The organism is Pseudomonas sp. GV105, from assembly GCF_003058185.1.
Classification (GTDB): domain Bacteria; phylum Pseudomonadota; class Gammaproteobacteria; order Pseudomonadales; family Pseudomonadaceae; genus Aquipseudomonas; species Aquipseudomonas veronii.
On sequence record NZ_QBUF01000001.1, the window covers coordinates 763,167 to 776,925 of the forward strand.

Consider the following 13,759-nt stretch of genomic DNA (forward strand, 5'->3'; position numbering starts at 1 on the left):
TTCACTGCCTTGTATGGAATGCCTGCATGTCGACCTTGACCGCGTCTCCCGCTGCCACCTCCAGCCCGCCCCAAGTCAGCCCCTTGGTCATGCGCGTCCTCGGCGCCTGCGCCCTGGCGCATTTGATCAATGACCTGATCCAGGCCGTGCTGCCCTCGATCTACCCAATGCTCAAGGCCAACTACGGGCTGAGCTTCACCCAGGTCGGCCTGATCACCCTGACCTTCCAACTGACCGCCTCCCTGCTGCAACCGTGGATCGGCTACCACACCGACCGCCACCCCAAACCCTGGCTGTTGCCGGCGGGCATGGTGTGTACTTTGATCGGCATCCTGATGCTGGCGTTTGTCGGCACGTTCCCGGCGATCCTGCTGGCGTCGGCGCTGATCGGCGTCGGCTCGTCGACCTTCCACCCGGAAACGTCGCGGGTGGCCCGCCTGGCTTCCGGCGGGCGCTACGGCCTGGCGCAATCGACCTTCCAGGTCGGCGGCAACGCTGGCAGCGCGTTCGGCCCACTGCTGGCGGCGGCGATCGTCATTCCCTACGGCCAGGGGCATATCGCCTGGTTCGGCCTGTTTGCGGTGTTCGCGATCCTGGTGCTGTATGGCTTGAGCCGCTGGTACCGCAACCACCTCAATTTGTTCAAGCTCAAGCAAGGCAGCAAAGCCACCCACGGCCTGTCGAAAGGCCGCGTGACCTTTGCCTTGGTGGTGCTGGCCTTGCTGGTGTTTTCCAAGTACTTCTACATGTCCAGCCTGACCAGCTATTTCACCTTCTATCTGATCGAGAAATTCAACCTGTCGGTCGCCAGTTCCCAGCTTTACCTGTTCCTGTTCCTCGGCGCGGTGGCCGCGGGCACCTTCTTTGGTGGGCCGATCGGCGACCGGATCGGACGCAAGACCGTCATCTGGTTCTCCATCCTCGGCGCGGCGCCGTTCACCCTGGCCCTGCCCTATGTCGACCTGTTCTGGACCGCGATGCTCAGCGTGGTGATCGGTTTCATCCTGGCGTCGGCGTTCTCCGCCATCGTCGTATTCGCCCAGGAGCTGGTGCCGGGCAATGTCGGGATGATCGCCGGCGTGTTCTTTGGCCTGATGTTCGGCTTCAGCGGTATCGGCGCGGCATTGCTGGGGTTGCTCGCGGACAGCCATGGCATCGAGTACGTCTACACGCTGTGCTCGTTCCTGCCGTTGCTGGGGGTTCTGACGATTCTGTTGCCGTCGACCAAAGGCGTTTGATCGGTTGAGCCTGCCGGGGCATCCGGCGGCTCGATCGCACGGGGCCGGCGCCTACAGCTAGCGCTTGAGGACGCCGGTGCCCTTCATATCATTTTCAACACGAGCATCGCGCCCAACCCGATCAGACACGCCACGCCCACCCCATAGGCCAGCGTGCGCCAGGGCTGGCACTCCATCAGGTACATGAGCGTGTGTGCCACCCGCGCCAGGGTAAAAACCCCGAACAGCACTCCCGTGGCTACCGAAGCGGTGCCCGCCACGACACACAGCCCGCCGAGGACAAAAAACAGCGGAATGTTCTCCAGGTCATTGGCCCACGCCCTGGCGGCACGGCCGACTTGCGGCAGTTCGTCTGGCTGCGGCGCACGGTTGAAGAAAGCCGCATCTTCGGGATTAGTGAACGCCCGCGCGCGCATGCGGAAGAAGCCCTGATAGCAGGAAATCGCCAGCATCTTCAGGCACAGCATCAACACGCACAGTGCATAGACACGCAATAGCTCATTCATCCCGCAACCCCGTGATGACGATATAGAGCAGCGGCCCCACCGAAACGAACAGCGCCGTCAGCACCCAGTAAGGCAGCACCGACGCCACCGACCGCCCTCGCCGCCGGGCGTCGCGGTACATCCACACACAAGCCAGCAGCGCCATCAGGTACAGGTCGATCACCACTTGCGCGGTGTCCGGGCGCGACAGCAATTGCCGGCCAAACGCCAGCAGCGACTGCTCCGCGGTCAGCATCGTTATCAGCGTATACAGCGAAAACCCGAGCAAACCGGCCAGGGCGATAAAGGGTCTGTGCATGGTCTCTTCCTTGAAGTGATCGAGGCCCACGATAGTGATAAGGTTCAGCCCCTCGCAATGACCTCGGAGGTCATGGTCACGCCATGGACAATCCTGCTACCGCCGGCGAACACTTGCGCCGGCTGCGCCGCCAGGCACAGTTGAGCCAGCTCGACCTGGCCCTGATCACCGGAGTCTCGCAGCGTCATCTCAGTTGCCTGGAAACCGGCCGCGCCAAGCCGAGCCCCGGCACCCTGCACAATCTGCTGAGCGCGCTGCAGGTGCCCCTCGACCAGTGCAACCGCGTATTCCTCGCCGCCGGCTTTGCCCCGCGTTATGCCGCCACCCCCCTCGCCTCGCCGGCCATGGCGGCCATTCGCGAAGCGGTCAGCCATGTGCTGCACGCCAACAACCCCGCCCCGGCGATTCTGCTCGGCAGTGAGTGGCAGGTGCTGGCGGCCAACACCAGCACTGCCGTGCTCTTTGGCTTGGTCGGGATCGACCCGGGCGCCGCCGATGGCGTGAACCTGCTGAGCACCCTGCTGCAATCGGGCGGCCTGGGCGATCACCTGATCAACGCCGAAGAGATCCGCACCCTCGCCTGGCAACGGGCAACCCGCGAGGCCTTGACCAACCCATCGTTGGCGGCGCTGCTGACCAGCCTGCCGGTGCCCGCCCACACCGAACTGCCCAGCGACATGCCGCCACTGGTGTTGACCCGCGTGCGCTCGACCCAGGGCGAGCTGAACTTTCTATCGACCTTCACCACCTTCGGCATGCCCCAGGACATTACCCTCACCTCGCTGCGGATCGAGCATCTGATTCCCGCCGACGACTTCACATGGCAGGTCATGCGCAGCGCTTTCGAAGGTTATGCGGCGCTGGTTTTGTGAAATATCTGTCCGTAGACTGCCGCCATACCCCCACTTGAAGGCGGCGAAAAAAACCTGATGCAAGTTACCGAAGTCTCCATTGCCCAATTGCGCGCGGCGCTTGAGTCCGGCCAGACCACGGCCGTCGAACTGGTCCAGGCTTATCTGGCGCGGATCGACGCCTACGACGGCGCGCAGACCGCGACCGCGCTGAATGCCGTGGTGGTGCGCAACCCCGCGGCCCTGGACGAAGCCGAGGCGTCCGATGCGCGCCGGGCCAAGGGCGCAACGCTGGGACCGCTCGACGGCATTCCCTATACCGCCAAGGACAGTTACCTGGTCAAGGGCCTCACGGCGGCGTCCGGCAGTCCGGCGTTCGCCAAACTGGTTGCCCAGCGCGACGCCTTCAGCATCGAACGGCTGCGGGCCGGTGGTGCCATCTGCCTGGGCAAGACCAACATGCCGCCGATGGCCAATGGCGGCATGCAGCGTGGCGTGTACGGCCGCGCGGAAAGCCCGTATAACGCCGCCTACCTGACGGCACCGTTTGCCTCCGGCTCGTCCAACGGCGCCGGCACCGCGACTGCCGCGAGCTTCGCGGCATTCGGTCTGGCGGAAGAAACCTGGTCGAGCGGGCGTGGCCCGGCGTCCAACAACGGCCTGTGTGCCTATACCCCGTCCCGTGGGGTGATTTCGGTGCGCGGCAACTGGCCGCTGACCCCCACCATGGACGTGGTGGTGCCTTATGCGCGCACCATGGCCGACCTGCTGGAAGTACTCGACGTGGTGGTCGCCGAAGACCCCGACACCCGCGGCGACCTCTGGCGCCTGCAACCTTGGGTGCCCATCCCCAGCGTCGCTTCGGTGCGCCCGGCGGCTTACGCTGAACTGGCCGCGACCGCCGCATCCCTCGCCGGCAAACGCTTTGGCGTACCGCGCATGTACATCAACGCCGACCCCGACGCCGGCACCAGCGAGAAACCCGGCATCGGTGGCCCGACCGGGCAAAAGATCAACACCCGCGCCAGCGTCATCGCCCTGTGGCAAGCCGCGCGCCAGGCCCTCGAGGCGGCCGGCGCCGAAGTCATCGAAGTGGACTTCCCCCTGGTGTCCAACTGCGAAGGCGACCGCCCCGGCGCACCGACGGTGTTTACCCGTGGCCTGGTGTCCAAGGAATTCCTCCACGATGAGTTGTGGGAACTGTCCGCATGGGCCTTCGATGACTTCCTGCGCGCCAATAACGACCCGAACCTGAACCGCCTGGCGGATGTCGACGGGCCGAAGATTTTCCCCCATGACCCCGGCACCTTGCCCAACCGTGAAGACGAACTGGCCGCCGGCATGGACGAATACGTGCGGATGGCCCAACGCGGGATCACCCCGTGGAACCAGATCAGCACCCTGCCCGACGGCCTGCGCGGCCTCGAACAGACCCGGCGCATCGACCTCGAAGACTGGATGGATAAGCTCGGCCTCGATGCCGTGATCTTCCCCACCGTCGCCGACGTCGGCCCTGCCGATGCCGATGTGAACGAAGCGTCCGCCGACATCGCCTGGAGCAATGGCGTGTGGGTGGCCAACGGCAACCTTGCCATCCGCCACTTGGGCGTGCCGACCGTTACCGTGCCGATGGGCGTGATGGCGGATATCGGCATGCCGGTCGGGCTGACCTTTGCCGGGCGCGCCTACGATGACTCCAGGTTGCTGCAGCTGGCGTCAGCGTATGAAGCCACCGGCAGCAAACGCCTGGTTCCGCCGCGCACGCCGGCGCTCACGCCACGCTGACGCGCGGTCCAACGGTGGGAGCCACCGCTCCCACCTGGTTGCGCTGCTCACTCAGGCAACCAGAGGCACGGCAATCAACAGGATCGCCGTGCCATGGGCGAGCGTCGCGGCCAACACACCATGACGCATGCGCAACAACGCGCAGGCCAGCCCTTCGATCAGGGTAAACAGCAACACCGGCCAGCCCAATTGAGTGACGCTCAGGGCCAGGAACGCATGACAGGCCGCGAACGCCACGCCGCTGATCAAGGCCGCCCGCAGTGGCGTCAGTTGTTGCTCCAGATACCCCTGCAGATAACCGCGAAACAACACCTCTTCCAACGCATTGGCGCCATAGGCCAATACCACCATGCCTGGCAGCCACACCCAGTAATCGTGGATCGCTTGCGTATCCACGCCCTGGTAAAGCCGCAGCGGTACGCCGATCAGGCAGCCCACCGCCAGGCCCCTCGCCAGTCCGACGGCGCAATTGCCCTTGGACCACAAGACCAGCCGCGACAAGTCCGGCGCTACCCACGCGAGCCCGGCAACCAGCAACAGCGATAGACCGCCCAGCGCCGCCAGCACAAAGGTGTTGGCGGTGAATGCAATCTGCACATCGTCACTGAGCGCCCACATGCGCAACGGCGTCATCGCATCGCGCATCAGCACAAACGCCGCCAACAGAATCAGGATGCGGATCGCCGTCATCGACCTGGGTGTGAGCGCGAACCACGCGCCGAACAGCAGCAGGCCTGGCGTCAAATGGATGCCGAAGTTAACCAGTGTCGCCATGCCTTGAGTAATCATAAGCCGGCGTTTCGACGCTGCCACTCATCCACCATATCGCCCAGGGTTTTGGCCGTATCGTTGCGAATCCAGGCCATGAATGCGCGGTCGAACTTAAACCCCGGGCCGCAGTGTTCAAGCATGAAACGGCGCACGTTCTGGGTGTTTTTGTAGCGCGGGGTGATCGGGGTGCTGCGGGTGATGGGGTCGCTGTGCCAATTAAAGTCCATGTTTTCTCACAAGGCGGTTTGTTGTTTTCGCCGTAGCATAGCGATGTGCCAGTTAAGCAGGAAGTGTCGGATAGCTTCACCACGCCACCACCTTGCGTACCGCCAGCAAGGCCTCGCGCAGCGCCGTCATGTCCACCGAGCCCAACGCCAGGCGCAGCGCATGCGGTACATGGGCGGATACGGCAAACGGTTCGGCGGTGGACACGGCGATATTTTCGCGCTGCAAGGTCATGGCGATCTGATCGGCGCGGGCCTCTTCCGCCAGGGGCAACCAGAGAAAATACGACGAAGGATGGCTGATGTACGTCAGCCCCTTCAGCACCTGTGCCGCCAATGCCTGGCGCGCCCGGGCATCCTGGCGTTTCTGTGCTTCCAGTTGAGCCACCGTGCCGTCGTCGAGCCAGGCCACGGCAATCGCGCTCATTACCCCCGGCACATTCCAGGTCGTGGCCATGATGCTGCGTTCCAGGGCCTTCACCCACGCCGCCGGGGCTGACACAAAGCCGACCCGCAGGCCGGTGGCGACGCTTTTCGAAAAGCCGCCGACATACACCGTGCGTTCCGGCGCGAGTGTCGCCAACGGCGGTGGCGCGTGTTCTGCCAGAAATGCGTAGGCCGCGTCCTCGATGATCATCAGGTTGTGCTGACGGGCGATGGCTACCAACTGCTCGCGCTGCTCCAGGCTCATCACCCAACCCAGTGGGTTATGCACGGTCGGCATGCTATACACCGCGCGGACCGGATGCTTGCGACACAGGCTGTGCAGATGATCGAGGTCGGGGCCGCTGGCGGTGAGCGGGATCGCCAGCATTTCCAGGTGCAGGGTCTCGGCCAGCACCTTGAAGCCTGAATAGGTCAGCGCGTCGACGGCAATCACATCCCCCGGTTTGAGCAGCGCCATCAGCGTCACGGCCAACCCATGTTGCGCGCCGCTGACCAGCAGCACCTGGTCGGCCTCGACCGTCAGCCCTCGACTCAGCAGATGGCGCGCCACCGCCGCGCGTTCATGCTGGCGCCCGGCGTGGGGCTGGTAACGCAGTAACGCTTGCAGATCGCCGGACAGCGCCAGTTGACGCAATGCCGTGCGCAGCAGCTCGGCCTGGCCCGGCAATGACGGGTAGTTGAAATTCAGATCCAGCATGCCCGGCGCCACGCTCATCTGCCCACTGCCCTGCCCCGGCGGCAGCGAGATCTCGCGCACGAAGGTGCCGCGACCGGTTTCACCGCTGACCAGGCCCATCGCCGCCAGCTCGCTGTACACGCGGCTCGCGGTGACCAGCGCGAGGCCGTGGCGCGCGGCCAATTGCCGATGGGTCGGCAGACGCTCGCCGGGCGACAGCCTGCCGCTGCGGATGTCCTCGGCGAAGGTGTCGACCAGGTTTTTGTAACGGGCGCGGGGCATGGGCGATGTATCCATGACAATTTTTTGATTGTCTTAATCTTCCTGCCTAGCATGGCCCGCACGCAACCTCTCCTTTTTTCGGGCCCCCTTCATGGAACAGACCTCACCGCTCAATCCCCTGGCCAACAGCACCCAGGGTTGGATCAATGGCTTTATCGGCGTGGTGATTTTCAGCGGTTCGTTGCCGGCGACGCGCCTGGCGGTGATGGAATTCGAACCGGTGTTCCTCACCCTGCTGCGCGCCACCCTGGCCGGCGTGTTGGCGTTGTGCCTGTTGGTTTTTTTCAAGGAAAAACGCCCAACACGCGCGCAATGGCTGCCCCTGGTCATCGTCGCCCTCGGCGTGGTCATCGGCTTCCCCTTGCTGACGGCGCTGGCCCTGCAATACGTGACGTCCGCGCACTCCATCGTGTTTATCGGCCTGTTGCCGCTGGCCACGGCGCTCTTTGGCGTACTGCGCGGCGGTGAGCGGCCACGCCCGGTGTTCTGGTTGTTTTCGATCCTGGGCAGCGCGCTGGTGATGGGGTATGCCGTCGCCCAGGGCCTGAGCGCCGCCCCGGCCGGTGACCTGCTGATGCTGTTGGCGGTGCTGGTGTGCGGCCTGGGTTACGCCGAGGGCGCCAAGCTGTCGCGCAGCCTGGGCGGCTGGCAAGTGATCTGTTGGGCGCTGGTGGTGTCGTTGCCGGTGGCGCTGCCGTTGAGCCTGATGCTCGCGCCGCCGACCTTCACTGGCATCAGCCTGCCGGCGTGGCTGAGCCTGGGCTATGTGGCGCTGTTCAGCATGTTGATCGGGTTTGTGTTCTGGTACCGCGGGCTGGCCCAAGGCGGCATCGCCGCGGTCGGCCAGTTGCAGTTGCTGCAACCGTTCTTCGGCCTGGCGCTGGCGGCGGGCCTGGTGCATGAGCAGGTCAGCCTGGGCATGGTGCTGGTGACAGTCGCAGTGATCGGCTGTGTGGCCGGAGCCAAGCGGTTTGCGCGCTAGCGTCTGCGGCGATGGCATTATTCCCATCCGGCGCGCGTCCTGTTAAACAGGACAGTCCCCTCCCAGAACAATAAGGACTTGGCATGCACACCCCGTCACTGCAAGACACCACCGCCCCCGAAGGCATCTGCTACGGCTGCGGCGGCAGCAACCCCCACGGCCTGCATATCAAGAGCCGCTGGGATGCCGACGGCGTTCACGTGGTCGCCGAGCACCAACCGGAAGCGAAATACAGCGGCTGGCCGGATCTGGTCTACGGCGGCCTGATCGCCATGCTGGTGGACTGCCACTCGAACTGGACCGCCATGGCCTACCACTACCGCGCCGAACAACGCGAACCCGGCAGCCTGCCGCGTATCGACTGCGTGACCGGGCATCTCGGGATCAAATTCATCAAGCCCACGCCCCTGGGTGTCACGCTGACCTTGCGTGCCCGGGTCGAGGGCGACGTGGGGCGTAAAAGCCGCGTGGTCTGCGAGGTATACGCCGGCGATGTGCTCACGGCGATCGGCGATTCGGTGTTCGTGCGCGTCGATACCGGGCAACTGGCCGCCGCCGCCCACGCTCGCAACGCGTGATCCTGGTCTACATTGACTGGCACCGCTAATCGAGGACTGCACCGATGACTCGTCTCACCGCGAAAGACTTCGCCCCCGAACTGCTGGAGCTCTACGACGGCTACGCCCACGGCAAGATCAACCGCCGCGAGTTTCTCGACCGCGCCGCACTGTTCACCTTCGGCGGGCTCACCGCGTCGGCGCTGCTCGCCGCCCTGAGCCCCAACTATGCGCTGGCCGAGCAAGTGAAATTCACCGACCCGGACATCGTCGCGGACTACATCACCTACCCTTCGCCCAAGGGCAACGGCACGGTGCGCGGCTATCTGGTGCGCCCGGCCAAGGCCACCGGCAAAGTCCCCGCCGTGGTCGTGGTGCATGAAAACCGCGGCCTCAACCCGTATATCGAAGACGTCGCCCGGCGCCTGGCCAAGGCCGGCTTTATCGCCCTCGCGCCGGATGGCCTGACATCCGTGGGTGGCTACCCCGGCAACGATGAAAAAGGCGTAGCGCTGCAACAAAAAGTCGACCCGACCAAGCTGATGAACGACTTCTTCGCCGCCATCGAGTGGCTGATGCACCACGACAACAGCACCGGCAAAGTCGGGATTACCGGCTTCTGCTATGGCGGCGGCGTGGTCAATGCAGCAGCCGTGGCCTACCCGGAGCTGGGCGCCGCCGTGTCATTTTACGGGCGGCAGCCAGAGGCCAAGGACGTGCCGCGCATCAAGGCACCGATCATGCTGCATTACGGCGAACTGGATACGCGGATCAACGAAGGCTGGCCGGCCTATGAAAAGGCCCTGAAGGCCGCGGGCACTACCTATGAAGCGTATATCTACAAGGGCGCCAACCACGGTTTTCACAACGACTCGACGCCGCGTTATGACGAGGCGGCGGCGAACCTGGCGTGGCAGCGCACGCTGGGGTGGTTCAACAAATACCTGGCCTGACCGCCTCTGAATGTGTAGAGGTTAGCCGCCGACAACTGTTTCATTTTGCTTCTTGATGAAAATCTCAGCCCTGCGCCGCCATCACCGTCAGCCAGGCCTTGAACGCCTGCATCGCCGAGGTTTCGGCGCGTGACTGCAGGCGCGTCAACCAATAGCTGCCGGTGCTGATGCACACGTTGAAGGGCTGACGGATCGCATCACTTTCCAGTTGACGCGCGAACATCGCCGCCGGGGCCAACGCCACACCGACGCCCTGCAGCGCTGCTTCCATCATCGCCAACGATGAGTCGAACACGATGCTGCGCGGCACCAGGGTGTCGGCAGGCAGCCCGGCGGCCTGGAACCACAGGTTCCACTCATCGGCGCGATAGGAGCGCAGCACTGTGTGCTTCAACAGCTCAGACGGCGTGTGTAACTGCTCGGCGATTGACGGCACGCAGAGCACCGTCAGCGGCGCTTCGAACAATGGGCAGGCGTCGGTCCCATGCCAGGCCCCGGCGCCGAAACGGATCGCGTAATCCAGGCCTTCGGCGGCGACATCGACACGGTTGTTGTGCGTCGACAGGCGCAGGTCGATAAACGGGTAGCGGTGCTGGAAGTCCGCCAGCCGCGGCAGCAGCCAGCCCACCGCAAAAGTGCCGACCGCGCCAACGCTGAGCACTTCGCGGTAGTGCCCGCCTTCGAACTGGCCCAGGGTGTGGGCAATGCGGTCGAAGGATTCGCGCAGCACCGGCAACAACGTCTCGCCTTCGCGGGTCAGCATCAGGCCACGCGGCAGGCGTTTGAACAGGGTGACGTTCAGTTGCGCCTCCAGGCTCTTGACCTGGTGGCTGACCGCCGCCTGGGTGACACATAACTCAATGGCGGCCCGCGTAAAACTCAGGTGCCGGGCGGAGGCCTCGAATGCGCGCAGGGCATTGAGAGGCAGATGGGAACGCAGCATGCTTGCCCCTAATTTTTCTAATGGCTGGTGCGAAATATCATCGTTTGCCCAGGCCCGGCGAACTGTCTACCTTTGGCACGCCCGCGCAGGCTGTTCATTCAATCGATCATACTCATGGAAGCGATATCATGCCCCAACAAGCGGTATTTGGAGTGCGTCATTTAACGGCGCTGGCAATGTTTCTCGGCGCCGGCCAGTGCCTGGCCGCCACCGACCTGCAGGCCGTGGTAGACGCCAGCGTCAAACCGCTGATGCAGCAACAGGCTATTCCCGGCCTGGCGGTGGCGGTGGTGCAGAACGGCAAGGTGCAATACTTTAACTACGGCATGGCATCGAAAGAAGCGCAGCAACCGGTCAACCAAAACACCTTGTTCGAAATCGGCTCAGTGAGCAAAACCTTCACCGCAACCCTGGGCGGTTACGCCCAGGCCATCGGCAAGCTCACGCTGTCGGACAAGGCCAGCCAATACTGGCCTGCGTTGGCCGGCAGCGCCTTTGACCGCATCAGCCTGCTGCAACTGGCGACCTACACCCCCGGCGGCCTGCCGCTGCAGTTTCCGGATGCCGCCGACAACGCCGACGCCATGCTCGGCTACTTCCAGCGCTGGAAACCCAGCTACGCCCCAGGCGCGCAACGTCTCTATTCCAACCCGAGCATCGGCCTGTTTGGCTACCTCGCGGCGCGAAGCCTGGGCCAGCCGTTCAATGTCGCCATGGAGCACACCCTGCTGCCCAAGCTGGGGTTGAGCAACACCCACCTCAGCGTGCCCACCGCGCAATCCGGCGAGTACGCCCAAGGCTACGACAAGCAGCAGAAACCCGTCCGTGTAAGCCCGGGCGCACTGGACAGCGAAGCCTACGGCATCAAGACCAGCACCCACGACCTGGCGCGCTATGTGATCGCCAACCTGCACCCGCAAACCCTGGAAAAGCCGCTGCAACAAGCCATCGCCAGTACCCACGCTGGTTATTACCGCGTGAACGGCATGACCCAGGGCCTGGGCTGGGAGTACTACCCCTACCCCATCGCCCTGCAAGCGCTGATTGACGGCAACTCGACACCGATGGCCATGGAACCTCACCGCCCCGATTGGCTGGCGACGCCGCAAGCGCAACCGGCCAACGTGCTGTACAACAAAACCGGCTCAACCGCAGGTTTTGGCGCGTATGTGGCGTATGTGCCAAGCAAGGACATGGGCGTGGTGATCCTGGCGAACAAGAACTATCCGAATGCCGAGCGGGTCAAGGTCGCCCATGCGATCCTGAGCGCGCTGGATCACTGAGCAAGGTGGGAGCCAGGCTCCCACATCGTGAGGTCTACATCCCCAGCCAGTGCGGCAGCGCCAGCGAGATGAACGGCAGGTAGGTGACCATGATCAGGAACACCAACAGGATCATCAGCCACGGCATCGCCGCACGAATGGTCTGCCCCAGCGTCAAGCCGGTCACCGCCGAGGTCACGAACAGGTTCAAGCCCACCGGCGGGTGGACCAGGCCGATTTCCATATTCACCACCATCACGATCCCCAAGTGAATCGGATCGATGCCCAGCTTCATCGCGATCGGAAAGAAGATCGGCGCCAGGATCAACACGATCGCCGACGGTTCCATGAAACTGCCGGCGATCAGCAAGACCACGTTGACCATGATCAGGAAGCCAATCGGCGTGAGCCCTTCGGACAGCACCCAGGCGGTGATTTCCTGGGGGATCTGTTCGGTGGTCAACACATGGGCGAAGAGCATCGCATTGGCGATGATAAACATCAGCATGATCGCCAGCCGCCCGGACTCCAGCAGCACCTTGGGACAGTCGCGCAGACTCATGTCCTTGTAGACGAACAGCGCGACAAACGCCGAGTACACCGCTGCCACCGCCGCGGCTTCGGTCGGGGTGAACATCCCGCTGTAGATGCCGCCGAGGATGATCACCAGCAGCAGCAAGCCCCAGAACGCACGGCGCGCGCAGGCCAGCCACTCGCGAAAGCTCGCCCGTGGCTGCGCCGGCAGCTTCTTGATGCGCGCCACGATATAGATCGCGACCATCAGCATCAGGCCCAGCAGCAGCCCCGGGATCACCCCGGCCATGAACAACTTGCCGACCGACGTTTCCGTGGCGGCCGAATACACCACCATCACGATCGACGGCGGAATCAGGATGCCCAGGGTGCCGGCGTTGCAGATGATGCCCGCGCCGAACGCCTTCGGGTAACCGGAGCGCACCATCCCGGCCACCGCAATCGAACCGACGGCCGCCACGGTGGCCGGTGACGAACCGGACAACGCGGCAAACAACATGCACGCCAACACCGCCGCAATCGCCAGGCCGCCACGGATATGTCCGACACACGCATTGGCGAAGTCGATCAGCCGCTGCGCCACACCGCCGGTGGTCATGAACGCACCGGACAGCAGGAAGAACGGAATCGCCAGGAAGGTATAGGCATCCGAGGTTTCGAACAGCTTGATCGCCAGGGAACTCACCGAGTCCTGGCTGAACATCAGGATCGACACCGCGCCGGACAATCCGAGGGAAATCGCGACGGGCACGCCGAGGAACATGAACACAAACAACAGCAGAAACAGACAGAGCACGGCCATCAGTGACGCTCCTCATGGCCGCCGGCCAATTTGCTCGCCTCACCGGCCTCGTCGGCCAGCCCCAACCCGACCTGGCGGTGGGTGAACAGGCGATAGAAAATTTCCAGGTAGCGGATAAACACCAGAGCAAAACCGACCGGCACGATGAGCACGATGTCGCCGACATCGATGCCGAACTGGTCGAGGTCTTCGGCGCCGATGTGTGCTGTCATCACCGCACTCACCCACCTGTAACTGGCGACCATGAACAGCCCGGCGTAGGCCAGGCAGCACAGGCAGGCAAGCATCCCAAGCAAGCGCTGCACCCGGCGTCCGGTCAGCTTGACCAGCGCATCCACCCCAAGGTGGCCGGCGGTACGCACGCCGTAGGAAATGCCGAAGAAAATCAGCCAGCCGAACATGGCCTTGGTCAGCGCCACGCTCCAGGTCATGTCCTGGGCCCAGGTCATGGTGCCGTCGCCCAGGGCGTTGAAAAAATGGCTGCTCCAGGCCCACTGGTCGGCCAGGGCAAAGAACAGCGTGTAGATGTTGTTGAGCATGACGTAGACGAATGTCACCAGGGTCATGGCGGCCAGCAGGAAGGCAATGACGCCTTCCTCCAGGTGCTCCCAGACGCGCCTGAGCGTTTGCATGGCAAAACCTCGCGAA

The 13,759-nt window shown here is 63.9% G+C and carries 15 protein-coding genes; 7 read left to right on the forward strand and 8 right to left on the reverse strand.

The window, feature by feature from the left end; translation table 11 throughout:
* Positions 1 to 26: 26 nt before the first annotated feature.
* Complete coding sequence (locus C8K66_RS03275) at positions 27 to 1,238, forward strand: MFS transporter (RefSeq protein WP_046383630.1); 1,212 nt, start codon at positions 27 to 29, stop codon at positions 1,236 to 1,238.
* A gap of 83 nt (positions 1,239 to 1,321) precedes the next feature.
* Here the strand turns inward: C8K66_RS03275 and C8K66_RS03280 are convergent, their stop codons facing one another.
* A complete protein-coding gene (locus C8K66_RS03280; RefSeq protein WP_108524235.1) occupies positions 1,322 to 1,744 on the reverse strand; it encodes an MAPEG family protein in 423 nt (140 codons plus the stop codon).
* A complete protein-coding gene (locus C8K66_RS03285) occupies positions 1,737 to 2,042 on the reverse strand; it encodes a DUF2834 domain-containing protein (RefSeq protein WP_017846441.1) in 306 nt (101 codons plus the stop codon). The genes C8K66_RS03280 and C8K66_RS03285 overlap by 8 nt, the downstream gene beginning before the upstream one ends.
* Positions 2,043 to 2,125: 83 nt before the next feature.
* Between C8K66_RS03285 and C8K66_RS03290 the strand changes: the two genes are divergently transcribed.
* Both C8K66_RS03290 and C8K66_RS03295 read left to right on the forward strand, forming a co-directional pair.
* Positions 2,126 to 2,914 carry a helix-turn-helix domain-containing protein gene (locus C8K66_RS03290; protein ID WP_057004629.1) on the forward strand — a complete coding sequence of 263 codons (789 nt, stop codon included), beginning with the start codon at positions 2,126 to 2,128 and terminating at the stop codon, positions 2,912 to 2,914.
* A gap of 54 nt (positions 2,915 to 2,968) precedes the next feature.
* Positions 2,969 to 4,678, forward strand: a complete 1,710-nt coding sequence (locus C8K66_RS03295) for an amidase (RefSeq protein ID WP_164886993.1) — start codon at positions 2,969 to 2,971, stop codon at positions 4,676 to 4,678.
* A 51-nt stretch (positions 4,679 to 4,729) separates the two neighbouring features.
* On the opposite strand, the gene C8K66_RS03300 is transcribed toward C8K66_RS03295, so the two are convergent.
* The 3 genes from C8K66_RS03300 to C8K66_RS03310 form a co-directional block, all read right to left on the reverse strand.
* Complete coding sequence (locus C8K66_RS03300) at positions 4,730 to 5,467, reverse strand: CPBP family intramembrane glutamic endopeptidase (RefSeq protein ID WP_108524237.1); 738 nt, start codon at positions 5,465 to 5,467, stop codon at positions 4,730 to 4,732.
* Positions 5,464 to 5,676 (reverse strand): DUF6434 domain-containing protein, encoded by a 213-nt coding sequence (locus tag C8K66_RS03305; protein ID WP_046383635.1) that lies wholly within the window; start codon positions 5,674 to 5,676, stop codon positions 5,464 to 5,466. Before C8K66_RS03305 ends, C8K66_RS03300 begins: the two co-directional genes overlap by 4 nt.
* A gap of 76 nt (positions 5,677 to 5,752) precedes the next feature.
* Complete coding sequence (locus C8K66_RS03310; RefSeq protein WP_046383636.1) at positions 5,753 to 7,078, reverse strand: PLP-dependent aminotransferase family protein; 1,326 nt, start codon at positions 7,076 to 7,078, stop codon at positions 5,753 to 5,755.
* Positions 7,079 to 7,169: 91 nt separating this feature from the next.
* On the opposite strand from C8K66_RS03310, the gene C8K66_RS03315 reads away from it, so the two are divergent.
* The 3 genes from C8K66_RS03315 (at position 7,170) to yghX (ending at position 9,570) form a co-directional block, all read left to right on the forward strand.
* Positions 7,170 to 8,060, forward strand: coding sequence for a DMT family transporter (locus tag C8K66_RS03315; RefSeq protein ID WP_108524238.1), 891 nt, complete (start codon positions 7,170 to 7,172; stop codon positions 8,058 to 8,060).
* Between the two features lie 83 nt (positions 8,061 to 8,143).
* Positions 8,144 to 8,638: a PaaI family thioesterase gene (locus C8K66_RS03320; RefSeq protein ID WP_079443999.1), complete on the forward strand. Its 495-nt coding sequence runs from the start codon at positions 8,144 to 8,146 to the stop codon at positions 8,636 to 8,638.
* 44 nt (positions 8,639 to 8,682) lie between these two features.
* Complete coding sequence (yghX, locus tag C8K66_RS03325; RefSeq protein ID WP_046383639.1) at positions 8,683 to 9,570, forward strand: YghX family hydrolase; 888 nt, start codon at positions 8,683 to 8,685, stop codon at positions 9,568 to 9,570.
* A 64-nt stretch (positions 9,571 to 9,634) separates the two neighbouring features.
* Here the strand turns inward: yghX and C8K66_RS03330 are convergent, their stop codons facing one another.
* Positions 9,635 to 10,513, reverse strand: coding sequence for a LysR family transcriptional regulator (locus tag C8K66_RS03330; protein WP_108524239.1), 879 nt, complete (start codon positions 10,511 to 10,513; stop codon positions 9,635 to 9,637).
* 128 nt (positions 10,514 to 10,641) lie between these two features.
* Here C8K66_RS03330 and ampC point away from each other — a divergent pair, with 128 nt between their 5' ends.
* Complete coding sequence (gene ampC / locus C8K66_RS03335; RefSeq protein ID WP_057004635.1) at positions 10,642 to 11,796, forward strand: class C beta-lactamase; 1,155 nt, start codon at positions 10,642 to 10,644, stop codon at positions 11,794 to 11,796.
* Positions 11,797 to 11,830: 34 nt separating this feature from the next.
* On the opposite strand, the gene dctM is transcribed toward ampC, so the two are convergent.
* Entirely contained in the window at positions 11,831 to 13,111 is a 1,281-nt protein-coding gene (gene dctM, locus C8K66_RS03340; RefSeq protein ID WP_017846452.1) for a C4-dicarboxylate TRAP transporter large permease protein DctM, read from the reverse strand.
* Positions 13,111 to 13,743 (reverse strand): TRAP transporter small permease, encoded by a 633-nt coding sequence (locus C8K66_RS03345; RefSeq protein WP_057004636.1) that lies wholly within the window; start codon positions 13,741 to 13,743, stop codon positions 13,111 to 13,113. The genes dctM and C8K66_RS03345 overlap by 1 nt, the downstream gene beginning before the upstream one ends.
* Positions 13,744 to 13,759: the final 16 nt, after the last annotated feature.